Source organism: Cardinium endosymbiont of Oedothorax gibbosus (genome assembly GCF_936981045.1).
GTDB lineage: Bacteria > Bacteroidota > Bacteroidia > Cytophagales > Amoebophilaceae > Cardinium.
Genome location: NZ_OW441264.1, coordinates 350,312 through 376,447, shown reverse-complemented (window position 1 = coordinate 376,447; position 26,136 = coordinate 350,312). Strand labels below are relative to the sequence as shown.

Sequence of the window (26,136 nt, the reverse complement as noted above, 5' to 3'; positions counted from 1 at the left end):
AAAAAGCATTATCGGCCTGAGCTAGAGACCACACATCGGAATCCAATTGTAGCCGTAGTATCATCTTTATTCAAATAACGCCGAGTCCCTATTTGTAAAAAATAGGGACAATCCGCCCAAGAACAGCCTTTATACACTTTTTTAGCATCATCCTGGCCATCACGTCTAATAGGGTTTAAATCACTGGTCTCTTGCAAGGAAAGCGGACTGTAAGTATCACTTACCCAACAACAAACATTACCCACCATATCATACAGATCGAGATCATTTGGAGGGTAGGCATAGACATAAGAAGTAGATGCCGCATGGTCAGATGCACCAGCCATTCCCTTGTAATTGCCCTTTCCGCGCTTAAAATTAGCTAAAAACTGACCATTTTTTCCTCTTGGAGAGGGACCATCCCAAGGATAAATGCGTTGATGGCGCTGCAAATAGTCTATACCAGCTACACCAACTATACCGCGCGCAGCATATTCCCATTCTGCTTCGGTAGGCAGGCGAACTTTAAGTCGCGCTACTGCTTCACTCATCTGCTTATTCACAAGATCTGATGCAGCCGTATCACTACGAGGTTCAGCAGCTAGCTTTGCTTCAAGTTTCTTCATTTCCGCCTCCTGAAGCTTTTTGGTGCGCCACTTACAATATTCTGTAGCTTGTTCCCAACTGACACCGACAATGGGGTAATATATAAAGCCAGGGGCATATAAATAATTTTCTAATAATGGGTCATTAAAACTAGATCCCTCTACAAAAACCTGCTGATTGGGCATAGCAACTTTATATTGTTCCATCAAACCACTCTGTTGCAAATCATATAGGTATTCTCTATAGGCCAAATTGGTAATAGGTGTTTGATCTATCCAAAAAGCATTCACGGTGACAGGCTTGGCACAACAGCCTCCTGTACCAAGCCTATCTTCGCCTAAATTACCCATGATCATATACCCTCCTTCTACATAGACCATGCCTGGAATAGGTGGTGCTTGCTTACAAGGGGCTACAGAGAGCGTACCTGGTTGATTAAAGGGACGCCCTGTTGTCAAACTTACCTTACCTGGATCGGCGCTATCAGGGTGGCCTGTTCCGCAAGCTGTAACCCAAACCAAAGGGAACAAGGTAAAAAAATATCTTAACCAGGAGATACCAAGCATCATAGTCATATTCATTGTCTTGCGCACATCATGTGCAAAATTTTCTCTTTAAGGCATGTATTTCCATAAAAGATAGCGGGCGCATAGTTTATTTAAAAATAAACAAAAATATTGAATAGCGCGCACGATTACACCCATCATACCTTTTATATAATTACCCTAAGGGCAGGGAATCGTCAGTTATATCATTGGACGCTACAGCCTCATGAGGGTACAGCATAGCGGCTAAATAGGCTTGCCTAGTGTACATGCAAGGACAAATCACCGCACCCGGTATTTTTTTTAATAAAGTCAGATAGACAAAATAGGCCTCTAGCCTATCCGAAAAAAAACCAAGCTTCACAATATAATGCGGTTGCCTATAGCGGAGTTCAGAAGGATAAATAAAGGTGCTCACGAAGTCTTGTACCTTTAATGCTGCGGTCCTACTACTACCCATGTAGAGTTGTATGGTGTAACCCTTTAAGCAACCCATATGCGCATAAGCTACCTTTCGTTGCGCCAAACGTTGTGCCAAATGGTTGGTTTGGTCCAATGGGCAGACTAACGGCACAAGGGGGACTTTTTTTACCGCTTTAGGCTGTTTGCAACATTCAACCCTATATGCAGCAAGGTTTTCATCATAGGTCCCCTTTTTCAATCTTTGCAAGCTAGATGGAGATGCAGCATTTGACTCGACCCATACCATGAGGCTGAGCAAAAAGGACCATACTAGTTGCCCTATTGTCATTTTACTTGCATGGTGATGCATCATTCAAAAATTGAAGATTCATATGATAGCGCACTAAGCCTATTTTAAATCCAACATAAATAGCTCAAAACTAAATACCCCCAACCCCCACTGCTTTCCTAATTATAACAAAATGCATAGAAGAAAGGTGTAATCCATACTTTTTGATCCAGCAAAAAGCAAATCAAAATTCCCTCCCAGACGCCCCCGTATTATAGATCACATCTGCCCAGATCGTTCCAAGTCCCTTTCTTTAATGGCCTGACGTTTATCGTATAGTTTTTTACCACGTGCCAAGACAATGGCCAGCTTAGCAAACCCACGTTGGTTAATAAACAATTCTATAGGAATAATAGTCAAACCTTTTGCTTGGTTTTTAAGTAATTTCTGAAATTCTTTTTTCTGCAACAACAACTGACGGTCACGTTTCTCTTCATGATTATAGATGTTACCATGGCTATAGGCAGCAATATGCATCCCCTTTATCCAAAGTGATCCGCGATCAAAATAACAATAAGCCTCCTGAAGCGACCCTTTACCCATTCGAATGGACTTTATTTCTGTTCCTTTCAAAATAAGGCCAGCTGTATACCTATCTAAAAAAGTATAGGAAAAATGGGCTTGTCTATTCTTAATACAAACCTGAAATGGGGTTTTCTTACCTGACATAGGCTTAAAAAAAGATGATCTCTATAGATTTTCCAAATCTAAAAAATAAAATTGTAAAAGAAGGCGCACATTCACAGCTACCACTGACCAACAGGTCTATACAAATAAAAAATAAGCCTTATAACGTGAGTTCGGTATTTATTTGACTGATTTACAACAATTTAATATCAATTATTTAGTTAATATTTGCACCTATTTAACAAGTTTTTATATTTAATTGTTATAAATATAATATATATAATAAACCGATTATCGGAATTATTTGTTATTCAACTACCTATTTAACTGTCTATAAAACAAATTTTATAAATTTTTATTAATATTGATTATCAAATGAAAAAATAATCTAATCCCGAACTCACGTTTATAGCATCATCTGGATAGATAGGTAAATTTTAAATGATCCGCATCGCATTCTATAAAATTATACTATATTGCAAGAGGGTTTGAGAAAACACTAAAATTGTTTTACATACTATGACAGGAAGACCTTGGATTCAGCATTATCCTGCGTCCATCCCGCACACCGTTGATACTTCTAGATATAGCTCATTGGTCCATTTCATGGAAGAAATTTTTGAGCAGTATCAAGATTTGCCGATGTGTGAAAACATGGGCAAAGTACTGACTTTCAGTGCAGTAGATAAGTTATCTAAATCTTTTGCAGCTTATATTCAGCAATATACCAATTTACCAGTAGGATCACATGTAGCCATCCAACTACCGAATCTATTACAATATCCGATTGCCATGTTGGGTATGCTACGTGCTGGATTAGTAGTGGTCCACATCAATCCACAGTACACTCCTTCTGAAATGGCCTACCAGCTTAAAGATGCAAGTGTGCGTGCGATCGTTATATTAGAAAACTTTGCGCACAAACTGGTTGAAATTTTACCAGATACATCTATTCAAACCATTATTGTTACCAAGGTAGGTGACATGCTTGGTTCCATAAAAGGCAAGTTGCTTAATTTTGCCATTAAGCATATTAAAAAACTGGTGCCTACTTACAGCCTACTACACGCCATCTCTTTTAAGGAGGTTTTAGCAAACGGGAAAGAGGCTATTTTTCATCCTGTTGCTTTAAAATCTTCTGATACTGCTTTTTTACAATATACGGGCGGGACGACAGGTGTATGCAAAGGGGCTATTCTATCCCATGGGAACCTTACTGCTAATTTCCAACAATCAGAACCTGTGCTGCGTCTTTTCTTAAAGGAAAAAGAAGAACGGGCCGTCATTCCGTTGCCACTTTATCATATTTTCGGATTAGGTAGCCTATTTATGATGGCCAAACTGGGGGTAAAATGTTCACTGATTACGAATCCTAGAAACATTCCCAGATTTATAAAAGAATTGCAGAAAAGTAAACCTACTTGTTTAATAGGCATTAATACATTATTTGAAAAGTTATTGGCACATAAAAAATTCAAAAAACTAAAGCTTACTGCTTTAAAGCTTACCATAGCAGGTGGCATGAAAACGGAAGAACAGGTTAAAAATCAGTGGGAGCACCTAACCGGTAGCAAACTTATGGAAGGGTATGGTCTAACAGAGTGTTCGCCTGTTATCTCCACCGATATGATTAATGGCATGCGCCATATGCCACTCCCTGGCACATTTGTAATCATAGCAGATGAAACGGGTAAAGAAGTGCCCTATGGAACAGCTGGCGAGCTACTGATTAAAGGACCTCAACTGACCCAAGCCTATTGGCAGAAACCCACAGAAACAGCAGGCGCTTTTGTGAATGGATGGTTTAAAACAGGCGATATAGCCACAATGGATGAAAATGGATTTGTATCTATTGTGGACCGCAAAAAAGATATGATCAATATTTCTGGCTTTAACGTATACCCGAATGAAATAGAGGAAACCTTGATAGGTCACCCAAAAGTATTAGAAGTAGGCGCTATTGGGATAACCGATGTCACACTCAAGGAAGCGATTAAGGTGTGTATTGTAAAAAAGGATGCAACGCTTACTGCTGAGGAAATTATAGCCTATTGTAAAGCAAAAATGGCCCGCTATAAAGTACCTAAATATGTGGAATTTTGTAATAGCTTACCTAAATCACCTATAGGTAAAGTACTCAGGAGATTATTAAAGGAATAGATAAAGGAGTTTTTATATTACTTTTTGCTTGATAAAAGCCTTTTTATCAAGCAAAAAGCTGCGCACATATTCCTTTTTACTAAAATATGTTGTACTATTTATTCAAATATCTACAGGCTACTTTTCACTGGCCTGGGACAGGCTTATTTAAGTATATTTCTTTTCGAGCAGCTATGGCCACACTTAGCTCTTTTACCATTACCTTTCTACTAGGGCAACGTTTTATAGACTATTTAAACAAAAGACAAATCACTGAACCCAATCGACCCTTAGGATTTAATGAAGCCAAAAAGAACGCCCATACCCCTACCATGGGGGGTATGCTTATTATACTGGCAACCGTGGTACCCACGTTACTCTTTTCAAAATTGCATAACATATACATCATCCTATTGTTAACCACTACTATTTGGATGGGGTTAGTTGGCTTTTTGGACGACCACATCAAGGTATTTAAAAAACAAAAAAATGGATTGAATGGATGGATCAAACTATTAGGCCAAATTGCTTTAGGTTGTATTGTAAGTATGACCCTTTATCTACATAAGGCCGTAGTCATACGTGAGGTATCCATTGCTCAGGAAACACCCACTGGACTAGTGGACCAAGTATCCTCTGGATACAACGATATTAAATCCACTAAAACAACTATCCCTTTTTTCAAAGAAAATGAACTCGATTATGCACAAATAAGTGCCCTCTTGCTAGGCAATGCAAACTATACATGGATCGTTTACATGGCTATGGTAGCTTTTATTATTGCGGCTGTTTCAAATGCCTCTAATTTAACAGATGGGCTTGATGGATTAACGGCTAGTACTTCTGTAATTGTTGGTACTACGTTGGCCGTCCTTGCTTACTTATCTGGCCACATAATATTTGCCCAATATTTAAATATTATGTATATCCCAAATTTGGGAGAGCTTACTATATTTTGTTGTGCATTTGTGGGGTCATGTATGGGTTTTCTTTGGTATAATGCTTATCCTGCACAAATCTTTATGGGCGACACGGGCAGCTTAACCATTGGCGCCATTATTGCCGTAGTAGCCATTTGTATTCGAAAGGAACTGCTGATTCCCATGCTATGTGGTATATTTCTCATGGAAAATCTATCGGTGATATTACAAACCAGTTATTTTAAGTTCACCAAAAAACATTATGGAACAGGCAGAAGAATTTTTAAAATGGCACCTCTGCATCACCACTATCAGAAATTAGGATGGCATGAATCAAAGATTGTAACACGGTTTTTAATCCTTAGCATTTTACTAGCCATTGCTACCCTGGTCACTTTAAAAATCCGATAAAAAAGGATGGTTTATTAGGTTTTATAAAGTGTGTGTTTTCTTTTTTCGTGCGGGAGTCAGATCAGTAAATCGCCCTGAATAGATGCCGGTTCTGTCGCGTTTATTCTAAAAAATCATTATTTTAGTATCTGTAGTTAAAAAAGTAGTTACTATGTTTAATATTTCGCCCAAATTATTACCTTATTTTAAAGGCTATTGTTCTTCAGCAGAGGTGATCCTGTTATTTGTATATATGAAATGTCGATTTTCTTTGAGCTATCGGGATTTAGAAGAAATGATGCGTATAAGAGGCGCCAAAGTCGATCACTCTACTTTACAGAGATGGGTTATTAAGTTTGTTCCTCTTATAGATGAAGCAGTAAGAAAAAGAAAATGACCAGTTGGTCGTAGTTGGAGAATGGATGAAACCTATGTTAAACTAAACGGGAAGTGGATCTATTTATATAGAGCAGTAGATCGTTATGGTGATACAGTTAACTTTTTTCTATCTGAGCATAGAGACAAGTCTGCAGCTTTTTCTTTTTTTCGTAAGGCGATCACAGAAAATAATATTCTTAAGAAAGTAGTAATTGACAAAAGCGGTAGTAATAAAGCTGCCCTTGATACGATCAATACAGAACTTGATCAAGATCATACTATTCAAATATTTCAAAACAAATACTTGAATAATAGAGTTGAACAAGATCATAGGTTTATCAAAAAACGGCTAAAACCTATGCTTAGTTTTAAGTGTTTTAAGTCTGCGGCCATTGCACGCCGGCACAGGTGTGCAACAAATGGGGTGTAAGTCCCCTGACTCTAATTTGTCTATTTCGGGAGTCTAGCAGGAGGTTGGATTTGTGAGGTGATTCACAGGTTTAAATTACCTTTAAATGCATCTGCAAAATAGCGGGCTACAACAAAAGTGAACCCAAATTAGCCTCTTTAAGCCGTTTAAGCGCATTTGCCGACTGTCTAGTGGCTACAGGAAGGCTGATAGTAGGATGGAAAAAATAGACCATGACCATCATACAAGTGCCGGGGTGTTAGGGGTTGCACGCTATGAATGTTTCACATCATAGTCCGGGAGATCTGATATGAATCCAGTAGGTCACTGGAAACTTTATTGTATAAGTAAAGCGAAATCAATAAGGGTCATATCAGAAGTCCGCGGGGTCTATAATACCGTTCGTATTGATTAGGAAACCACTCAAGAGGAAAGGGACCCTACTTCAATTAACGAGTTTAAAAGAGTTGAGAATGTCTGATTGCCCTAAAGCTATGAACGGAACATTAAAAGTTCGGCAACTCCAAAGAACTCTATATCTTAAATCCAAGCAATGTAAGAAAGTCAGATTTTATAGTATATATGATAAAATTTATCTAAAAGATGTACTTTGGGAAGCTTGGCGTCAAGTCAAAGCAAATCAAGGTTCAGCAGGGATTGATGGTAAAAGCATAAGTGATATAATAGATCAAGGTGAGGCAAAGATTATCAATAAATTGCAGCAGCAACTACGCGCAAAGCTATACAAATTTACCTCAAGCAGGTTGATAGAAATACCCAAAGCTAAAGGTGGAACAAGGCCACTAGAGGTAATGACCGTAGAAGATCGCTCAATGGCGGAAGTGTTCTATAAACTGTGTCACATCTCCTGTTCATCTCAACGTCTCTTTTAATCTACCGGAAAAAAAGATGTCTATCTGAGATATGGTCAACGCCCAGTTTCGCAGCGGCATAGTCCATTTATCCTCGATCTTCTTTATGGCACAATATACTAATTTATACAAAGCATTTATACTGGTAAACGCTCCTTTTGTCTTGGTAAACTTCCTAATCTGCCTATGCAAGCTTTCTATAGGATTGGTGGTATAAATTAGCCTTCTGACAGGATCTGAATACTTAAAATAACCAGACAAATGTTCCCAATTATTTTGCCAAGATTTGGTAACCATTGGATATTTCCCCCCCCATTTTTCTTCTAATTCCAATAGATAATGCTCAGCAACTTCCTTACTTGAAGCTTGATATATTTGCTTTAAATCAGTTAAAAAACGTTTTACGTCTTTGCTAGCTACATACTTGAGTGAGTTTCGTATCTGATGTACTACACAGACCTGCACTTGTGCATTAGGGAAAACGCTATTTATGGCTGAAGGAAAGCTTTTTAGGCCATCAACACAGGCAATAAGGATATCTTCTACACCTCTTTCCTTAAGCTCGTTAAGTACACCCAACCAGAAGTTAGCCCCCTCACTTTCAGACAAATAAATCCCAATACTTCTTTTTTACCCTCTTGATCTATGCCTAATAAGGTATACATGCATTTGCTTACACATCTGCCATCTTCTTTTACCTTAAAAAATATCCCATCCATGAAAACTATCGGATAAACTGATTGAAGAGGGCGGTTACGCCATTCATTTATTATCGGTAACAAGCTATCTGTAATAGATGATATTTCAGCAGCTGATACTTTATGATCATAGATCTCTTCAACATGAACGGCTATAGATTTATGGCTCATACCACTAGAAAACATGCTTAAGATCTTGCTTTCCAGCTCAGGATGTAGGCTTGTTTGACGCTTTTTAACTATTTGTGGATCGAAACTACCTGTCCTATCCCTAGGAGTTAGCAGATCAAAGGAACCAGAACTTGTGCGTAAAGTTTTAGAGCTTTTTCCATTTCTTCTATTATTTTCTGTTGAATCACTAGATAAATGGTGTGCTATTTCACCTTCTAGACTTGCCTCTAGAAGCTTTTTTATCAGAGGCGTTAAAGCACCACCTTTTCCTATTAAAGGCTTACCTAAACGGATAGAGCACAAAATATTTTCCTCCAGAAATTTGTAATCTACTAAACCAACATAGGAATTGTTCTTATTTTCTTCCATGTCTAAAACCTTTAATGTTTATTTAATTAATTTATAACTTTTTATCGCCTTGACACAGTTTATAGAACACTTCCTCAATAGCGTCAACTTAAGGGTTTATTGGTTAGCAAACTCTTCTAAAAACATGATTCCGTCTAGGTTTATCGACCTTATCTCGACTATATAATCGACTTATCCGGATTTTAATTTTAGCACGTATACTGGCTCTATTAAAAAGTCTCTGAAAGCTCTTGGGAGAGCAATCGCCAACAAGAACCTGATACAGTTTCTGCCTCATTACACCAAATAAAACGGAAAAGTTTAACCGATATTGAGCAATTTGGTCTGGGTTCCAAGCGCCTTGTCTATCACACATATGAAGTGATAGTATATTACACATCACTAAGTGTGCCCAAAACTCTTGTAGTACGGCATCTAAGTTTTTTCCAGAGAAATTCTCTAATTCTGAACCTATCTTAAGTCGTTTATAACACTCCTCTATGTGCCACCTTAATAGGTATGCTTTGCTGATATCGTCTGCAGTAAATTTTTCTCGGTCAAAAAGAGAGGTAACCAATACTTCCAGTTTGTCGTTGGGTAAACTAAGGGCTATGACCCTTACTTTTTGGCCGATTGTCTTGGAATTATTTGCCAACATAAAATCAAAATCTGATTTACCAGATGAAACCATTTTCCATAGATTGGTATAATTTTTTTCTTGCACACGAAAAATAAAGTCTGTTTGGCAAGCATTATGTTGCTCAATAAACTTTATTGAAATATAACCACGATCATAGATGAATAATAGTTTTTCTTGCTCTAATGAACGCAGTTGGTTAATTACTTCAGGTAATTGTTCTTCTGCCATTGTTTGCTCTCCCACATGCCAAGGTGCAAAACGTGCACTGATAATCAGAGAAGTACATAAATCAACGAAAAGGGAACCTCTAGCCAATGAAGGCATAGTGCCTGTAGTTCCATTCGGGTTAAGGCGACCAAACTTAGAGACGATTTCTTGAGAACCAGGCAAGCGAACTGAGGAGCCATCTCTAGCAATAACTCTATAACCTCTCCATGTTCCATATGAGGTATCACCTTGATAAGCTGTTTGAAGGCTTAAATCCAATAATTCTTTAAATCCTGTATGAGCAATTTTATATCTTGCTTTTGAAAAAGCTTGCTTGGATGGGGGAATTTTAAAAGTTGATGGTTCCATAAGTTCACACTCTATACCTAAACTTTTTTAACTAACCTCAAAATCATAGAAAATACCACTGGAAATGTAAGTTTTCTCCTGCGTGTGAAACTATTTTTTGCCAAACAATGCTTCACTGGAAACTTACGCAAGTGTATGGTATCTTTAATTCGTAAAATAATATTTTTCCCTTTCTCTACCATGTCTTTATATAAAAAAGTACATTTTAAACTTTATTCATCAAATAATACAGAAGGAAAGTATTTTTTATAGAATTAAAAGACAATTATAGGTAGATACTTGAAGGGAAAAACCAAACAATACTAAACAAATAATTACTCATATTTTCCCTTAAGTTGACGCCATTGACCGATCATATAGGTTGGAAGCAACTTACGCAAGCATTGGGGGACCGGGTACAATTAGTAGGGGATGATCTATTTGTGACCAATCCCGTACGCTTAAAGAAGGGCATAGAAGAAAATTTAGTGAATGCAGTGCTGATTAAATACAATCAGATAACGTGAATTCGGGATTAGATTATTTTTTTATTTGATAATCAATATTAATAAAAATTTATAAAATTTGTTTTATAGACAGTTAAATAAGTAGTTGAATAACAAATAATTCTGATAATCAGTTTATTATATATATTATATTTATAAAATTAGATATAAAAACTTGTTAAATAGGTGCAAATATTAACTAAATAATTGATATTAAATTGTTGTAAATCAGTCAAATAAATCCCGAACTCACGTTATGTATGTAAAGTAATGCGCACTAATCTGAAGAAGTTGGCGCAACGGCTACATCTGAACTAAGTAGACTAGATGAGTATAAAAAACAGAATGGGTACACCCACTTTAGACCAAGCACCTACTTTTGCGGTTTTACTTTTACATGGTTTATACGCCAAGGCAGATGAGTTGAAACCCATTGCAGCCAAGTTGAATAAGCAATTTGGAAACGCGGTTCTACTTATTCAGCCAACATGTAGGGTTGGACTAAAGTCTGTCATACGATCTATAGATCAACAAGCAGAAGACCTGCTTAGACAGGTACAACTTGCGCTCATGCGCTATCAAAAAGAAATACAACCTTTTCCACTCATTATCATCGGCTATAGTCAAGGTGGGGTATTGGCCTGTATTTTAGGAAAAGCCTATAAAAGCCAGCTCAATATAGTTGGCATTATTACCCTTAATGCGCCCCTAATGGGCACACCACTCCTTGAGCGCAGCTGAAGGGATGTGCAGGAATTTATAGCCAGCGCAGAAAAGGGATTGCAGCTTATAGATTATCCCCTATCTAGAATCAAATGGAGTATGACCCTACAGACATGGATGCTACTATTTACACGTCCACGCTGGGTGCCTATAAATGGTTTAAAAGATATACTGCCCAATAGTGCATGTATACAAGGTATATGTAGCTTCCTACAAGATAATAGGGAGTTACCTTGTTTGTTGATTGCTACCCATCAGAATGATTTTTCAGGATTATTCAATATGAAAACAGTTGACCAGCATAAGGCCATAGAGGCATTAAATGATGCCTATGCGCTATGGATTACTGGCGAAAAGGGCGGAAGACACGATACCCTAATTCCGTTAGCCAGTCAGTTAGGAAGGAAAGATGATCTTAATAACCTGATGCCCATAGATACGAACAACCTAAACTATAGGCATGTGGCTGTGATTTGGCCCAGCCGCTCCCAAATAAAAGGCCGTATGTATAAGGGGATACTCCATGAGAGCAACTTAGTAGCTATAGATCCTAATTTATTTGTAGACCAGCGTGAAACGGTACTTTATGCTGACTTAATTTTAACCGATGTAATCCAATTTATTCAGCAGTTGGTATAAAGATATGGACACAGTCCTAATAAAGATGGTCATACTAAAGCCCCCTATATACCCCTTATTATAGGGTAAAAGAGATACAAGCTACAAGAGGATCCATAGTAAAAATTTGGAAAATCTATATACGTGAGTTCGGGATTAGATTATTTTTTCATTTGATAATCAATATCAATGAAAATTTATAAAATTTGTTTTATAGACAGTTAAATAGGTAGTTAAATAACAAATAATTCTGGTAATCAGTTTATTATATATATTATATTTATAAAATTAGATATAAAAACTTGTTAAATAGGTGTAAATATTAACTAAATAATTGATATTAAATTGTTGTAAATCAGTCAAATAAATCCCGAACTCACGTTATATAAATGTATTACTATCAAGTAGGTGCAAATCTAACCTAATCGAGGTCGGTATCTTAAATCTTTCTAATGCACCTGTGTTAACATTTAACCTTAAGAAATACTTTTTTTTAATTGCAGCTTACCTGTTCTATGGTTGTTGGCCCTATCATCATATCGAAATGGGTGCTGGTTTAACCAAACAAATAAAGGAAAATATAAGTTTCTCAACAACTGAACTTAGTAGTAAAGAAACAAGACCTTCTTTGCTCAAATGTGTTCTGGTATTGTTGCATGGCCTTACTATGGATGCGTCTGAGTGTAATGCAATCAAGAAAACAGTGGAGGATCAATTCGAAAAAGTTGTTGAGATCATTCAGCCAAAATGCAGAGAGGAATGGGCATCAGCACGCCTATCAATAGATGAGCAAGCAAGAAAAGTTGTTTCAGAGGTAAAAGAGATATTACGTACTAGCTATTCGAAATATTCTGAGGAAGAACGTAAAGCGTTACCAATCAATATATTTGGCTATAGCCAAGGTGAGTTAGTAGCTTGTATTTTAGCAGACAACTATGGACATGAACTCAAGATTAAAGCTGTAATATCCGCTTTTGCACCTGTATCCGGCACAGATGTATTTGAGAATAGTCGATCTGATGTAAATGCGTTTAACGAAAAGGCAAAGCCAGGATTAGGAGCTATAGGTCATCCTAAGACTTCATTAGCTGAAGCAAAAGCCCTAGGAATGATACTAAACACTCCTGTTGTTCAGAAAGTTGCCCATGTATTCTTTCAAAGCGTAAGCGACATGCGTATACATGCTACGTGCACTGCAGATATAAAAGCATTCATACGTGAAGGCAAGCACAAGATCCCTATATTACTTATAGCTGGTTATATAGATAACTTCTCTGAATGCTTTGATTTTGAAGAAGAGGACAACGAACAAGTTAATACATTTGCTAAAGCCTATGCAAAACTTACTACTGGACAAGAGGATGGAGCACATGACATTCTGATTCCTGTAAAACGTCAACTATGTAGGATAGATAGCTTTGAAAATCTTGCTACTTCCAAAGATGACCCTGTTTATCCTTACAATGTAAGAAGATATATTGCTAAAGAAACAATCCATTGTTACAATTTAACGCCGATCCTTTCTGATTTCCAAGTGAACCATGGCAAAACATTATTTGAATCTGAGAAAACTATAGCAGCTATTATAGACTTTATAGGTCAACACAATAATCTGAGTATAGAAAGGTAGTAACCACAGACCTACTTGTAAAAAAGTAGAAAATATCTGGGACCCGTTCAGCCTTGTCGGAATATTATGAAAAAACAGAAAACCCGCTCCTGTGTAAAAAGTTTCTCAACTTTTTACACAGGGCTTGATTTTTCGTTCAATTTTTATCAAGCGAAAGAAGTAATATATACCTTCCTTTTTCTTTTTACGTGAGTTCGGGATTTATTTGACTGATTTACAACAATTTAATATCAATTATTTAGTTAATATTTGCACCTATTTAACAAGTTTTTATATCTAATTTTATAAATATAATATATATAATAAACTGATTACCAGAATTATTTGTTATTCAACTACCTATTTAACTGTCTATAAAATAAATTTTATAAATTTTCATTGATATTGATTATCAAATGAAAAAATAATCTAATCCCGAACTCAGGTTTTTATTTTCCATTTACAAACACCACTTCTCCTTGGTCATAACCGATAAGGATAGGCTGATCTTTCGTAACGCGTCCAGATAGCAATTCCTTAGACAATACATTGAGTATGGTGCGTTGCATTAAACGTTTGAGCGGCCTTGCACCAAACTGCACGCTATACCCTTCTTGTGATAGGTAATCTATCAGAACCTCATCCATCTGGATCACTATACCATTCTTTCGTAAATCTGCTTTGAGTTTTTCTACCTGAATATGTACAATATCTTTAATCACCCCTTTCGAGAGTGGATTAAACATAATGATTGCATCTACTCGATTTAAAAACTCTGGACGCATCTGATTTTGCAGCAATTGTATAACCGCTTCTTTCGTTTCTGCCCATACTTCTTTAGCAGGTAAGTCTTCAATACCAGCGAATCTACTTTGAATAAGATGGGCACCCATATTACTGGTCATAATAATAATGGTATTTTTAAAATTTGCTGTTCTGCCTTTATTATCTGTTAGCCTACCGTCATCCAATACTTGCAACAAAATATTAAAAACATCTGGATGTGCTTTTTCTATTTCATCTAATAAAATTACTGAATAGGGTTTGTTCCGTACCGCTTCTGTCAGCTGGCCACCTTCATCATATCCCATATAGCCAGGTGGTGCACCAATCAACCGACTAACCGCATGTTTTTCTTGGTATTCTGATATATCTATGCGAATCATGGCCTGTTCATCTTTGAATAAGAATTGTGCCAGTGCTTTGGCTAGTTCGGTTTTACCTACTCCAGTAGTACCTAAAAAGATAAAAGAACCAATAGGCTTACGGGGGTCTTGTAATTCAGCGCGGCTTCTACGCACTGCGTCAGCAATAGCCTGAATGGCTTCTGCTTGACCTGCAACACGCTCGGCCAGTACAGCCTCTAAGTGGAGTAGTTTTTCTCGTTCATCTTGTAGCATTTTAGCAATAGGAATACCCGTTCTCTGCGCTATAACTTCAGCAATATCCTCCTGTGTCACTTCTTCTTTAAAAAGTGGACTCGTGTCACGAAGTGCTTCTACTTTTTCTTGTAATGCTTTGAGTTTTTTTTCTGCTTCTATAAGCTTTCCATATCGAATTTCCGCTACCTTACCATAGTCAAAACTTCGCTCAGCTTGTTCGGAATCTAAACGCAATTGTTCAATTTGTTTCTTCTGTGTACTAATATCCTGAATAATTGACTTGTCATGTTCCCATTTTGCTTTCAGAGTATTCTTCTTTTCATTTAGTGCTGTAATGGTTTTAGACAATTCTTCTAACTTAACTATATTTCTTTCTTTTCGAATCGCTTCTCTTTCAATTTCTAATTCGGTAATTTTTCGTTGGATTTGGTCTAAATCCACAGGAATAGCATCTAAATCAATCCGTTTTTTGGCAGCAGCTTCATCCATTACATCTATGGCTTTATCAGGGAGAAAGCCCGGTAAATAGCGATCAGAGAGCCGTACAGTTGCTGTAACCGCATTATCTTTAATGCGTATACCATGATGTAGCTCGTACTTTGGCTTTATGCCTCGTATAATAGAAATAGCATGCTCCTGACTTGGTTCATCTACCATTATAACTTGAAACCTTCTTTCTAGGGCTTTATCCTTCTCTATATACTTTTGGTATTCCTTTAGCGTAGTAGCACCAATCGCATGTAGTGCTCCACGCGCAAGTGCTGGTTTAAGTAGATTTGCAGCATCCATGGCACCTTCTCCAGAGGCACCTGCCCCAATAAGCATGTGGATTTCATCAATGAAAAGCATAAACTCCCCATTAGAATCAATTACCTCCTTAATGACGGCTTTAAGTCGCTCCTCAAACTCACCTTTGTATTTGGCACCAGCAATCAAAAGGCCTAAGTCTAATGCAAAAATTAACTTAGATTTGATGTTTTCAGGGACATCACCAGCTACAATTCTTTGCGCTAACCCCTCTACAATAGCTGTTTTACCTACACCAGGTTCTCCAATTAATAGGGGGTTGCTTTTTGTTCTACGTGAAATAATTTGTACCATTCTTCTAGATTCTTCATCACGCCCAATGACTGGATCTATTTTGCCTGCTTTAACCAATTGATTTAAGTTTTTTGCGTAACGCTCCAGCGACCTATATTTAGACTCTGCACTAGGATCAGAAACTTTGTGAGTACCCCGTAAGGCTTGAATGGCTTGTAGCAACGGTTGTTCTGTTATGCCATGCGTTTTCATTAACGCTGCTGTCTTATCTTTACCTGCGCAGAGGCTTAAAAGTAAATGATCTACCGCGATAAAATCATCACCTAATTTGTTTTTGTAACTTTCTGCGACACGAAAGGTAACATCCATATTTGGTGATAAATAAGGCTGCTGCCCAGAGGCTTTTGGATAGGTTTGGATAAGTGTATCCAATGCTTGCTCTAAAGGCATTAAGGCAACCTGAAGTTGCCTGGTAAGGAAGGTAACGTGTGCTTCGTTGCTGCTTAAAATGGCCTTCAGTAAGTGACCATTTTCAATAGTAAGTTGTTGATTGGCTTGCGCAATCTCTATAGCGCTTTGTATAGATTCTTGTGCTTTAATGGTGTATTTTCCAAAGTCCATAATGTTTGGTATCTGTTGTTGATTTACTATTAACGTGAGTTCGATATTTATTTGACTGATTTACAACAATTTAATATCAATTAACCTGAGTTCGGGATTAGCTTGTTAAAAAATAGCTTTAAAAAGCTTCTTTGTGTTTTAAATTTGGAGATAAAAAAATACTAACCAGATTATCCAAAGAAGCCAGTTATGAATGTAGAAATAATTAGTTGAAATATATTATGCTGTTGATGAATTTCTCATAAAGTTTATGCCGTATATGGAAAAACAACTGTTAACCAACTCTAAAAGAAAACCCACTAGAACTTGTTCATTAACTTTGAGTGAAATAATGACTGTTCTTATTGCCTTTCATGTGATTGGTTTTAGAAATTTTAAGTCTTATTATATTCATTTACAGCAATTTCATTCTAGTAAATTTGGAAAGTTAGTAAGCTACAATAGATTTATAGAACTGATCCAAAGAACGTTAGTTCCCTTGTACTGTTTTACACAAAGTCTTGCTAAAACAAAAACAGGTTGTTATTTTATGGATGCAACAGCCATCAAGGTTTGCCATATCAAAAGAGCCTATACGTACAGGGTTTTTAAATCGATTGCTACTAAAGGTAAAACCAGCATCGGTTAGTTTTTTGGATTAAAGTTGCACTTGATAGTCAATGATTTAGGAGAAATTATGAATTTTCAACTGACCATAGGTAAAACTAATGATAGGCTTCCTGTAGAAAATTTGTGTAAACACTTGATGGGTAAAATGTTTGCCAATAAAGGTTACATAAGCAAAGATTTATTTAAAAAACTGATCGAGAAAGGCGTGGAACTCATTACCCAGATCAGAAAAAATATGAAAAATGCTTTTATGCCACTCTGGGATAAACTGATGCTTAGAAAACGATCTATAATTGAAACTATTATAGATCAGCTCAAAAATATTAGCCAGATAGAACATTCCAGGCATAGAAGCATACCTAATTTTCTAGTCAATTTGATAGCTGGAATTACAGCTTATGCACTAAAAGAGAAAAAACCTTCTATAACTAATATATATATGACTGGTTCACAATACGTATAATCCCGAACTGAGGTATATAAAAACTTGTTAAATAGGTGCAAATATTAACTAAATAATTGATATTAAATTGTTGTAAATCAGTAAAATAAATCCCGAACTCACGTTAATAAGTTTTAATAACTTTTCGTGTGGGATGCTAGTAAAGTATGATTGAAAATCAATCTCAACTACGCCCCATGCCTGCTGGTATAGATCTTCTCGGATCACTAAACTCGCTTGTTTGGCTCCTCGTTTCGGTCTATAGCCGTATGAACATTCATGAAAATCAGCTTCGAAGATCGGTTCAATGACTATTTTCATTGCTGTGAGCACTATGAGATCTTCTACGGTCATTACCTCTAGTGGCCTTGTTCCACCTTTAGCTTTGGGTATTTCTACCAACCTGCTTGAGGTAAATTTGTATAGCTTTGCGCGTAGTTGCTGCTGCAATTTATTGATAATCTTTGCCTCACCTTGATCTATTATATCACTTATGCTTTTACCATCAATTCCTGCTGAACCTTGATTTGCTTTGACTTGACGCCAAGCTTCCCAAAGTACATCTTTTAGATAAATTTTATCATATATACTATAAAATCTGACTTCCTTACATTGCTTGGATTTGAGATATAGAGTTCTTTGGAGTTGCTGAACTTTTAATGTTCCGTTCATAGCTTTAGGGCAATCAGACATTCTCAACTCTTTTAAACTCGTTAACTGAAGTAGGGTCCCTTTCCTCTTGAGTGGTTTCCCAATCAATACGAACGGTATTATAGACCCCGCGGACTTCTGATATCACCCTTATTGATTTCGCTTTACTTATACAATAAAGTTTCCAGTGGCTTACTGGATTCATATCAGATCTCCCGGACTACGATGTGAAACATTCATAGCGTGCAACCCCTAACACCCCGGCACTTGTATGATGGTCATGGTCTATTTTTTCCATCCTACTATCAGCCTTCCTGTAGCCACTAGATAGTCGGCAAATGCGCTTAAACGGCTTAACGAGGCTAATTTAGGTTCACTTTTGTTGCAGCCCGCTATTTTGCAGATGCATTTAAAGGTAACTTAAACCTGTGAATCACCCCACAAATCCAACCTCCTGCTAGACTCCCGAAATAGACAAATTAGAGTCAGGGGACTTACACCCCATTTGTTGCACACCTGTGCCGGCGTGCAATGGCTGCAGACTTAAAACACTTAAAACTAAGCATAGGTTTTAGCCGTTTTTTGATAAACCTATGATCTTGTTCAACTCTATTATTCAAGTATTTGTTTTGAAATATTTGAATGGTATGATCTTGATCAAGTTCTGTATTGATCGTATCAAGGGCAGCTTTATTACTACCGCTTTTGTCAATTACTACTTCCTTAGGAATATTATTTTCTGTGATCGCCTTACGAAAAAAAGAAAAAGCTACAGACTTGTCTCTATGCTCAGATAGAAAAAAGTTAACTGTATCACCATAACGATCTACTGCTCTATATAAATAGATCCACTTCCCGTTTAGTTTAACATAGGTTTCATCCATTCTCCAACTACCACCAACTGGTCGTTTTCTTTTGCTTACTGCTTCATCTATAAGAGGAACAAATTTAATAACCCATCTTTGTAGCGTAGAATGATCAACTCTTGCGCCTCTCATACGCATCATATCTTCCAAATCTCTATAGCTCAAGGAAAAACAATACTTCATCTAGACAAATAACAGGATGACTTCTGCTGAAGAACAATAGCCCTTAAAATAAGGTAATAATTTGGGCGAAATATTAAACATAATAACTACTTTTTTAACTGCAGATACTAAAATAATGATTTTTTAGAATAAACGCGACAAAACCCGATTGGTTCCAATGTATCAACAGACCATCTGCTAAATGGCACTAAAGTTATAGGCACAAAAAACCAACAGATAGATCAAATCATTTTTGAAAATTCTACAATGGCTCTAGTATAACCGTAAACAAGGAAAAAATAGCTTGAACCCAATCGGTTATGTTGTATTTTTTACTTTTAAAAAAGTTAAATTTATAGGTATTTTGTACTGCTTCATTAAGCAGGGTTAGACGGATAGATTATAACATATGGAAAAAATAATACGTACAATTTGGAAACTTTTTGTAGCAGTAGTCATAGGTATTCCTATTTACCTTTTTTCTGTTCAAGTTGATTTCTACAATTTGTATGGTAGCATGCCACCAAAAGACTTATTAGATAACCCACAAAGCGAATTAGCTTCTGAACTCTATGCTGCTGACGGCATCTTGCTAGGCAAGTACTTTAGAAACAACCGCAGTTCTGTAACCTATGAAGAGATTTCCCCTAATATGATTCATTCGCTTATCGCCTCAGAGGATTATCGTTTTGAACAACATGCTGGTATAGATTTACGGGGATTATCACGTGCCTTTTTTCTCTCGGTTGTATTGCAACAAAATAAAGGAGGAGGCAGTACCCTTACCCAACAGTTGGCAAAAAACCTTTTTAACATTAGAAAGGAGGTAAACTACAGAGGAAAATGTTCCAACATTCCTTTACTCAGTACACTGATACTGAAAACGAAGGAGTGGATTCTGGCGGTTCAACTCGAGCGCGCCTATACCAAGCAAGAAATTATAGCCATGTATCTGAACACAGTTACTTTTGGAAGTAATACATATGGCATCAAAGTAGCCGCACGTACCTTTTTTAACAAAACACCAGCCGAATTACGCATAGAAGAGGCTGCGCTATTGGTAGGTCTATTACGTGCACCTAGCCGCTATAACCCCAGAAAACATCCTAAAAGGGCCAACCAGATTAGAAATGTAGTGCTATCCCAAATGGTCAAATATGATTTTCTAAAACAATCTGAATACGACCTTATCTGCGAAATACCTACTGAATTACAATATCAAGAAGAAAATTATGAAAATGGTATAGCGCCTTATTTTAGAGCGGTAGTACGTGATTTCCTCTTAAAGTGGACGCAAGAAAATGGTTATGACCTTTTTTCAGATGGGCTACGCATCTATACTACCATCGATAGTCGGGTTCAAGCACACGCAGAAGCTGCTGTAAAAGAACAAATGAGGCTGCTACAAAATAAATTTGATGCCCACTGGAAAGATCAAAATCCATGGGTTCATGAAAATGGGAAAGATATAGTAGGTTATATTGAAAACGCAATAAAAAAAACACCACTTTACCAAAAGTTGCTTAAAAAATATGGAACAGACACTGAGTCGATCGATAAGGTATTAAATACGTCTGTACCCACCACATTATTTTCCTGGGAAGGCCCCATTCAAAAAACAATAACCCCTTTAGAAGCCTTTAAACATCATAGAAGGATACTACAAGCAGGATGTATGGCCATGGATCCTTATACAGGCCATATCAAAGCTTGGGTAGGTGGTATTGATTACACATATTTTAAATACGATCATGTGAAACAAAGTAAACGACAAACCGGTTCAACCTTTAAGCCTATCGTTTATACGGCAGCATTAGCTAGCGGCTACTTGCCCACAGACTTGGTCACAGATGAACCCGTTACTTTTGTACAGCCTAATGGAGCAACTTGGACACCGCAAAATGCCTGGAAAACTTACTCTGGCAAACAATATACCTTGCGTTATGCTATGGCCCAATCCTACAACTCTATCACATCTCATCTGATTAAGAAACTTACCCCTGAACGGGTTGTAGATTACGCCAAGCGCATGGGCCTAAAAGGTCCTTTAGATCCAGTTCCTGCCATTTGTCTGGGCTGTAGTGATGCCTCTATTTATGAAATGGTGGGTGCATACAGTGCTTTTTTAAACAAAGGTATTTGGACAGAACCCTCTTTCATCACCCATATTGAAGATAAACACGGTAATATACTACAAACCTTTACACCAGAACACCATGAAGCCATTCACGAAGATACGGCTGATCTTATGACCTATATGCTGCAAGGCTCACTAGATGAAGGTGCCCTAAATGGCGTATCTATAGCACTAAGAGCAGACAACGAGATAGCAGGAAAATCGGGCACTACTTCCAATCACTCAGATGGTTGGTTTATTGGGTTAATCCAAAACCTATGTACAGCTGTTTGGGTAGGGGGAGAAGATCGTTGCATTCATTTTAGAGATTTTTCCCTAGGGGCGGGAAGTGTAACCGCTCGCCCTATATGGGAAAAATTCATTACAAGGTTATATAATGATCCCCATCTGGTTTATAAAAAAGGTCCTTTGATCGCGGGCCGCACCTTATCTGAAAAGGTAAAGAATATTATTCAAGGTAAACCACAGCATCCCCAATCGATCCATACAACTAGCGGTGCATCAACAGATGTAGAAAACAAAAAGAAAACAGCTATAGAATTAAAATTAAATATAACTGATATACTCTAAAATAGGCATCTTGAGCCGATGCAATAGTTGTTTTAATATTTAAAAAATTATAAAATAGTAGATGACTACTTCGTAATTTCCTATGCAAACCATCAACTTCGTTACCAGCAACCTATCAAAGCTAGAACAGGTTCATGCCATTTTAGGCAATGATATTCCTTTTAAGTTGGTGCACCATTCCTTAGAATTACCAGAACTATAAGCATCTTTGGATGAAATCGCTATTAACAAATGTATAACCGCCTCTTCTATTATTAGGAGATACCGTATTAGTAGAAGACACTGCGCTAAGCTTTAATACCTGAGTTCGGGATTAGCTTGTTAAAAAATAGCTTTAAAAAGCTTCTTTGTGTTTTAAATTTGGAGATAAAAAAATACTAACCAGATTATCCAAAGGAGCCAGTTATGAATGTAGAAAAATTAGTTGAAATATATTATGCTGTTGATGAATTTCTCATAAAGTTTATGCCGTATAGGAAGTGTTCTATAAACTGTGTCAAGGCGATAAAAAGTTATAAATTAATTAAATAAACATTAAAGGTTTTAGACATGGAAGAAAATAAGAACAATTCCTATGTTGGTTTAGTAGATTACAAATTTCTGGAGGAAAATATTTTGTGCTCTATCCGTTTAGGTAAGCCTTTAACAGGAAAAAGTGGTGCTTTAACGCCTCTGATAAAAAAGCTTCTAGAGGCAAGTCTAGAAGGTGAAATAGCACACCATTTATCTAGTGATTCAACAGAAAATAATAGAAGAAATGGAAAAAGCTCTAAAACTTTACGCACAAGTTCTGGTTCCTTTGATCTGCTAACTCCTAGGGATAGGACAGGTAGTTTCGATCCACAAATAGTTAAAAAGCGTCAAACAAGCCTACATCCTGAGCTGGAAAGCAAGATCTTAAGCATGTTTTCTAGTGGTATGAGCTATAAATCTATAGCCGTTCATGTTGAAGAGATCTATGATCATAAAGTATCAGCTGCTGAAATATCATCTATTACAGATAGCTTGTTACCGATAATAAATGAATGGCGTAACCGCCCTCTTCAATCAGTTTATCCGATAGTTTTCATGGATGGGATATTTTTTAAGGTAAAAGAAGATGGCAGATGTGTAAGCAAATGCATGTATACCTTATTAGGCATAGATCAAGAGGGTAAAAAAGAAGTATTGGGATTTTATTTGTCTGAAAGTGAGTGGACTAACTTCTGGTTGGGTGTACTTAACGAGCTTAAGGAAAGAGGTGTAGAAGATATCCTTATTGCCTGTGTTGATGGCCTAAAAAGCTTTCCTTCAGCCATAAATAGCGTTTTCCCTAATGCACAAGTGCAGGTCTGTGTAGTACATCAGATACGAAACTCACTCAAGTATGTAGCTAGCAAAGACGTAAAACGTTTTTTAACTGATTTAAAGCAAATATATCAAGCTTCAAGTAAGGAAGTTGCTGAGCATTATCTATTGGAATTAGAAGAAAAATGGGGGGGGAAGTATCCAATGGTTACCAAATCTCGGCAAAATAATTGGGAACATTTGTCTGGTTATTTTAAGTATTCAGATTCTGTCAGAAGGCTAATTTATACCACCAATCCTATAGAAAGCTTGCATAGGCAGATTAGGAAGTTTACCAAGACAAAAGGAGCGTTTACCAGTATAAATGCTTTGTATAAATTAGTATATTGTGCCATAAAGAAGATCGAAGATAAATGGACTATGCCGCTGCGAAACTGGGCGTTGACCATATCTCAGATAGACATCTTTTTTTCCGGTAGATTAAAAGAGACGTTGAGATGAACAGGAGATGTGACACAGTTTATAGAACACTTCCGCCGTATATGGAAAAACAATTGTTAACCAACTCTAAAAGAAAACCCACTAGAACTTGTTCATTAACTTTAAGTGAAATAATGACTGTTCTTATTGCCTTTCATGTGATTGGTTTTAGAAATTTTAAGTCTTATTATATTCATTTACAGAAATTTCATTCTAGTGAATTTGGAAAGTTAGTAAGCTACAATAGATTTATAGAACTGATCCAAAGAACGTTAGCTCCCTTGTACTGTTTTACACAAAGTCTTTCTAAAACAAAAACAGGTTGTTATTTTATGGATGCAACAGCCATCAAGGTTTGCCATATCAAAAGAGCCTATACGCACAGGGTTTTTAAATCGATTGCTACTAAAGGTAAAACCAGCATCGGTTGGTTTTTTAGATTAAAGTTGCACTTGATAGTCAATGATTTAGGAGAAATTATGAATTTTCAACTGACCACAGGTAAAACTAATGATAGGCTTCCTGTAGAAAATTTATGTAAACACTTGATGGGTAAAATGTTTGCCGATAAAGGTTACATAAGCAAAGATTTATTTGAAAAACTGATCGAGAAAGGCGTGGAACTCATTACCCAGATCAGAAAAAATATGAAAAATGCTTTTATGCCACTCTAGGATAAACTGATGCTTAGAAAGCGATCTATAATTGAAACTATTATAGATCAGCTCAGAAATATTAGCCAGATAGAACATTCCAGGCATAGAAGCATACCTAATTTTCTAGTCAATTTGATAGCTGGAATTACAGCTTATGGACTAAAAGAGAAAAAACCTTCTATAACTAATATATATATGACTGGTTCACAATACGTCTAATCCCGAACTGAGGTTTTAATAGTTTAAATGGCCTACATGGCCCTTACATTAAAACCTTTATACAGCAAATAGGATTAGAAGGACTAATACGAATTTTATCAAATTTTGAAGATAAAACTGCAACAGAAATTTCTACTTTTGCCTATACAGAAGTCCCGAACCAGCCTGTAAAATTATTTACTGGTAATATGCAGGGAAAAATGATTAAACCGAGTAGCTCTACACCGAACCAAACCAATTGGCAATCTATTTTTCAACCAGAAGGATACAATATGAGTTATGGTATGATGGAACAAGATCAGAAAAATAAAATTTCACATCGCTATAAAGCGCTTATGCTATTTGTAGACTATCTGTACAAAACAGACCAAACCATTGCAATAAAGCGCAGTAAATACAATATTTGCTTGAATAAATATATGAAGCATTCATATGAAATTTTTGTATACCTTGATAACTTGTATCAATAGCCACTTCAATAGTTAGATCAATAAAAGTTTTCGATTCCTTAAAAAATTATAATGCTTATCATTGCTAAAAGAGAAGCCACCAAACAGCTTCATACAATTGTTTTATTTTTTCCGAATTAGAAAAAAAGCTGTAAATTTAGTTCCATTAGTTGGGAGTATCTATTCAACGGTATGGCCTCGCTAGGAAAAATAAAAAACCGCCCCTGTGCAAAAAGTTGCTCAACTTTTTGCACAGGGCTCGATTGTTTGCACACTTTTTTATCAAGAAAAAAGTGTGATATAAATGCTTTTTTACCACTAACTTGAACAGATTCAGTTGGAGTGGTGGCCGAGTGGCTTAAGGTGCCCGCCTGGAAAGTGGGTGTACCCCTAAAAGGGTACCGGGGGTTCGAATCCCCCCTGCTCCACCCGGTTCTGTCGCGTTTATTCTAAAAAATCATTATTTTAGTATCTGTAGTTAAAAAAGTAGTTATGCAGAAGTCATCCTGTTATTTGTCTAGATGAAGTGTCGTTTTTCCTTGAGCTATAGAGATTTGGAAGATATGATGCGTATGAGAGGCGCAAGAGTTGATCGTTCTACGCTACAAAGATGGGTTATTAAGTTTGTTCCTCTTATAGATGAAGCAGTAAGCAAAAGAAAACGACCAGTTGGTGGTAGTTGGAGAATCGATGAGACCTATATTAAACTAAACGGGAAGTGGATCTATTTATATAGAACAGTAGATCGTTATGGTGATACAGTTAACTTTTTTCTATCTGAGCATAGAGACAAGTCTGCAACTTTTTCTTTTTTTCGTAAGGCGATCACAGAAAATAATATTCTTAAGAAAGTAGTAATTGACAAAAGCGGTAGTAATAAAGCTGCCTTTGATACGATCAATACAGAACTTGATCAAGATCATACCATTCAAATATTTCAAAACAAATACTTGAATAATAGAGTTGAACAAGATCATAGGTTTATCAAAAAACGGCTAAAACCTATGCTTAGTTTTAAGTGTTTTAAGTCTGCAGTCATTGCACGCCGGAACAGGTGTGCAACAAATGGGGTGTAAGTCC

At 36.7% G+C, this 26,136-nt stretch carries 15 protein-coding genes, 1 tRNA gene and 9 pseudogenes; 17 read left to right on the top strand and 8 right to left on the bottom strand.

All coding sequences use genetic code 11. The features are described from left to right. Nucleotides 1-8 precede the first annotated feature (8 nt). From NBW36_RS01660 to smpB, 3 genes are all read right to left on the bottom strand, one after another. On the bottom strand, nt 9-1,115 hold the full coding sequence (locus NBW36_RS01660; RefSeq protein ID WP_250238687.1) for an SUMF1/EgtB/PvdO family nonheme iron enzyme: 1,107 nt from the start codon (nt 1,113-1,115) through the stop codon (nt 9-11). A gap of 190 nt (nt 1,116-1,305) precedes the next feature. Then, nucleotides 1,306-1,839, bottom strand: coding sequence for a hypothetical protein (locus NBW36_RS01655; RefSeq protein WP_250238681.1), 534 nt, complete (start codon nt 1,837-1,839; stop codon nt 1,306-1,308). A gap of 261 nt (nt 1,840-2,100) precedes the next feature. Continuing rightward, nucleotides 2,101-2,550 carry an SsrA-binding protein SmpB gene (smpB, locus tag NBW36_RS01650; protein ID WP_250238680.1) on the bottom strand — a complete coding sequence of 150 codons (450 nt, stop codon included), beginning with the start codon at nt 2,548-2,550 and terminating at the stop codon, nt 2,101-2,103. A gap of 14 nt (nt 2,551-2,564) precedes the next feature. Here smpB and NBW36_RS05445 point away from each other — a divergent pair, with 14 nt between their 5' ends. From NBW36_RS05445 to NBW36_RS01630, 5 genes and pseudogenes are all read left to right on the top strand, one after another. Next, the gene (locus tag NBW36_RS05445; protein ID WP_256465592.1) at nt 2,565-2,696 is read left to right on the top strand and encodes a hypothetical protein; all 132 of its coding nucleotides are present in this window, start codon (nt 2,565-2,567) and stop codon (nt 2,694-2,696) included. A 418-nt stretch (nt 2,697-3,114) separates the two neighbouring features. After that, nucleotides 3,115-4,668, top strand: a complete 1,554-nt coding sequence (locus NBW36_RS01645; protein WP_250238679.1) for an AMP-binding protein — start codon at nt 3,115-3,117, stop codon at nt 4,666-4,668. Between the two features lie 86 nt (nt 4,669-4,754). Beyond that, on the top strand, nt 4,755-5,978 hold the full coding sequence (gene mraY / locus NBW36_RS01640; RefSeq protein ID WP_250238678.1) for a phospho-N-acetylmuramoyl-pentapeptide-transferase: 1,224 nt from the start codon (nt 4,755-4,757) through the stop codon (nt 5,976-5,978). Between the two features lie 151 nt (nt 5,979-6,129). After that, nucleotides 6,130-6,729: pseudogene (locus NBW36_RS01635) on the top strand (IS6 family transposase); the annotation flags it as partial. A gap of 488 nt (nt 6,730-7,217) precedes the next feature. Next, on the top strand, nt 7,218-7,637 hold the full coding sequence (locus tag NBW36_RS01630) for a reverse transcriptase family protein (RefSeq protein ID WP_250238677.1): 420 nt from the start codon (nt 7,218-7,220) through the stop codon (nt 7,635-7,637). Here the strand turns inward: NBW36_RS01630 and NBW36_RS01625 are convergent. Continuing rightward, nucleotides 7,617-8,854, bottom strand: a pseudogene (locus NBW36_RS01625) (IS256 family transposase). The gene NBW36_RS01630 and the pseudogene NBW36_RS01625 overlap by 21 nt on opposite strands. Before the next feature lie 103 nt (nt 8,855-8,957). Next, nucleotides 8,958-10,231, bottom strand: a pseudogene (locus tag NBW36_RS01620) (IS4 family transposase). Between the two features lie 168 nt (nt 10,232-10,399). On the opposite strand from NBW36_RS01620, the pseudogene eno reads away from it, so the two are divergent. The 4 genes and pseudogenes from eno to NBW36_RS05525 form a co-directional block, all read left to right on the top strand. Then, nucleotides 10,400-10,549: pseudogene (gene eno / locus NBW36_RS01615) on the top strand (phosphopyruvate hydratase); the annotation flags it as partial. 312 nt (nt 10,550-10,861) lie between these two features. Then, on the top strand, nt 10,862-11,275 hold the full coding sequence (locus tag NBW36_RS05535; protein ID WP_250238676.1) for an esterase/lipase family protein: 414 nt from the start codon (nt 10,862-10,864) through the stop codon (nt 11,273-11,275). Nucleotides 11,276-11,281: 6 nt separating this feature from the next. Beyond that, on the top strand, nt 11,282-11,896 hold the full coding sequence (locus NBW36_RS05530) for a hypothetical protein (RefSeq protein WP_250238675.1): 615 nt from the start codon (nt 11,282-11,284) through the stop codon (nt 11,894-11,896). Between the two features lie 523 nt (nt 11,897-12,419). Then, nucleotides 12,420-13,505 (top strand): lipase family protein, encoded by a 1,086-nt coding sequence (locus NBW36_RS05525; protein ID WP_250238674.1) that lies wholly within the window; start codon nt 12,420-12,422, stop codon nt 13,503-13,505. Nucleotides 13,506-13,933: 428 nt separating this feature from the next. Here NBW36_RS05525 and NBW36_RS01595 read toward each other — a convergent pair whose 3' ends face one another. Then, complete coding sequence (locus NBW36_RS01595; protein WP_250238673.1) at nt 13,934-16,528, bottom strand: ATP-dependent Clp protease ATP-binding subunit; 2,595 nt, start codon at nt 16,526-16,528, stop codon at nt 13,934-13,936. A gap of 250 nt (nt 16,529-16,778) precedes the next feature. Between NBW36_RS01595 and NBW36_RS01590 the strand changes: the two are divergent. After that, a pseudogene (locus tag NBW36_RS01590) lies at nt 16,779-17,600 on the top strand (IS982 family transposase). A 48-nt stretch (nt 17,601-17,648) separates the two neighbouring features. On the opposite strand, the gene NBW36_RS01585 reads toward NBW36_RS01590, so the two are convergent. Further along, nucleotides 17,649-18,272, bottom strand: coding sequence for a reverse transcriptase domain-containing protein (locus NBW36_RS01585; RefSeq protein WP_250238672.1), 624 nt, complete (start codon nt 18,270-18,272; stop codon nt 17,649-17,651). Nucleotides 18,273-18,760: 488 nt separating this feature from the next. Further along, nucleotides 18,761-19,360 (bottom strand): annotated as a pseudogene (locus tag NBW36_RS01580) (IS6 family transposase); the annotation flags it as partial. 307 nt (nt 19,361-19,667) lie between these two features. On the opposite strand from NBW36_RS01580, the gene NBW36_RS01575 reads away from it, so the two are divergent. The 7 genes and pseudogenes from NBW36_RS01575 to NBW36_RS01550 form a co-directional block, all read left to right on the top strand. Continuing rightward, nucleotides 19,668-21,965 (top strand): transglycosylase domain-containing protein, encoded by a 2,298-nt coding sequence (locus tag NBW36_RS01575; protein WP_250238671.1) that lies wholly within the window; start codon nt 19,668-19,670, stop codon nt 21,963-21,965. A 405-nt stretch (nt 21,966-22,370) separates the two neighbouring features. Next, on the top strand, nt 22,371-22,496 hold the full coding sequence (locus tag NBW36_RS05440; RefSeq protein WP_256465563.1) for a hypothetical protein: 126 nt from the start codon (nt 22,371-22,373) through the stop codon (nt 22,494-22,496). 18 nt (nt 22,497-22,514) lie between these two features. Then, on the top strand, nt 22,515-23,753 hold the full coding sequence (locus NBW36_RS01570) for an IS256 family transposase (RefSeq protein WP_250238666.1): 1,239 nt from the start codon (nt 22,515-22,517) through the stop codon (nt 23,751-23,753). Then, nucleotides 23,750-24,607: pseudogene (locus tag NBW36_RS01565) on the top strand (IS982 family transposase). Before NBW36_RS01570 ends, NBW36_RS01565 begins: the two are co-directional and overlap by 4 nt. A gap of 26 nt (nt 24,608-24,633) precedes the next feature. Next, nucleotides 24,634-25,077: pseudogene (locus tag NBW36_RS01560) on the top strand (non-canonical purine NTP pyrophosphatase); the annotation flags it as partial. A 318-nt stretch (nt 25,078-25,395) separates the two neighbouring features. Further along, a tRNA-Ser gene (locus NBW36_RS01555) sits at nt 25,396-25,484 on the top strand. A 60-nt stretch (nt 25,485-25,544) separates the two neighbouring features. Continuing rightward, nucleotides 25,545-26,096 (top strand): annotated as a pseudogene (locus NBW36_RS01550) (IS6 family transposase); the annotation flags it as partial. Between the last annotated feature and the right edge of the window lie 40 nt (nt 26,097-26,136).

Bases quoted from the DNA above. Each gene is read 5' to 3' on its own strand.
- NBW36_RS05535 (WP_250238676.1), top strand. From the start codon at position 10,862: ATGAGTATAAAAAACAGAATGGGTACACCCACTTTAGACCAAGCACCT.
- NBW36_RS05440 (WP_256465563.1), top strand. From the start codon at position 22,371: ATGAATGTAGAAAAATTAGTTGAAATATATTATGCTGTTGATGAATTT.
- NBW36_RS05445 (WP_256465592.1), top strand. From the start codon at position 2,565: ATGATCTCTATAGATTTTCCAAATCTAAAAAATAAAATTGTAAAAGAA.
- NBW36_RS01655 (WP_250238681.1), bottom strand. From the start codon at position 1,839: ATGGTATGGGTCGAGTCAAATGCTGCATCTCCATCTAGCTTGCAAAGA.
- NBW36_RS01595 (WP_250238673.1), bottom strand. From the start codon at position 16,528: ATGGACTTTGGAAAATACACCATTAAAGCACAAGAATCTATACAAAGC.
- NBW36_RS01630 (WP_250238677.1), top strand. From the start codon at position 7,218: ATGTCTGATTGCCCTAAAGCTATGAACGGAACATTAAAAGTTCGGCAA.
- NBW36_RS01570 (WP_250238666.1), top strand. From the start codon at position 22,515: ATGGAAGAAAATAAGAACAATTCCTATGTTGGTTTAGTAGATTACAAA.
- NBW36_RS01575 (WP_250238671.1), top strand. From the start codon at position 19,668: ATGGAAAAAATAATACGTACAATTTGGAAACTTTTTGTAGCAGTAGTC.
- NBW36_RS01585 (WP_250238672.1), bottom strand. From the start codon at position 18,272: ATGTCTGATTGCCCTAAAGCTATGAACGGAACATTAAAAGTTCAGCAA.
- smpB (WP_250238680.1), bottom strand. From the start codon at position 2,550: ATGTCAGGTAAGAAAACCCCATTTCAGGTTTGTATTAAGAATAGACAA.
- mraY (WP_250238678.1), top strand. From the start codon at position 4,755: ATGTTGTACTATTTATTCAAATATCTACAGGCTACTTTTCACTGGCCT.
- NBW36_RS01645 (WP_250238679.1), top strand. From the start codon at position 3,115: ATGGAAGAAATTTTTGAGCAGTATCAAGATTTGCCGATGTGTGAAAAC.
- NBW36_RS05525 (WP_250238674.1), top strand. From the start codon at position 12,420: ATGGGTGCTGGTTTAACCAAACAAATAAAGGAAAATATAAGTTTCTCA.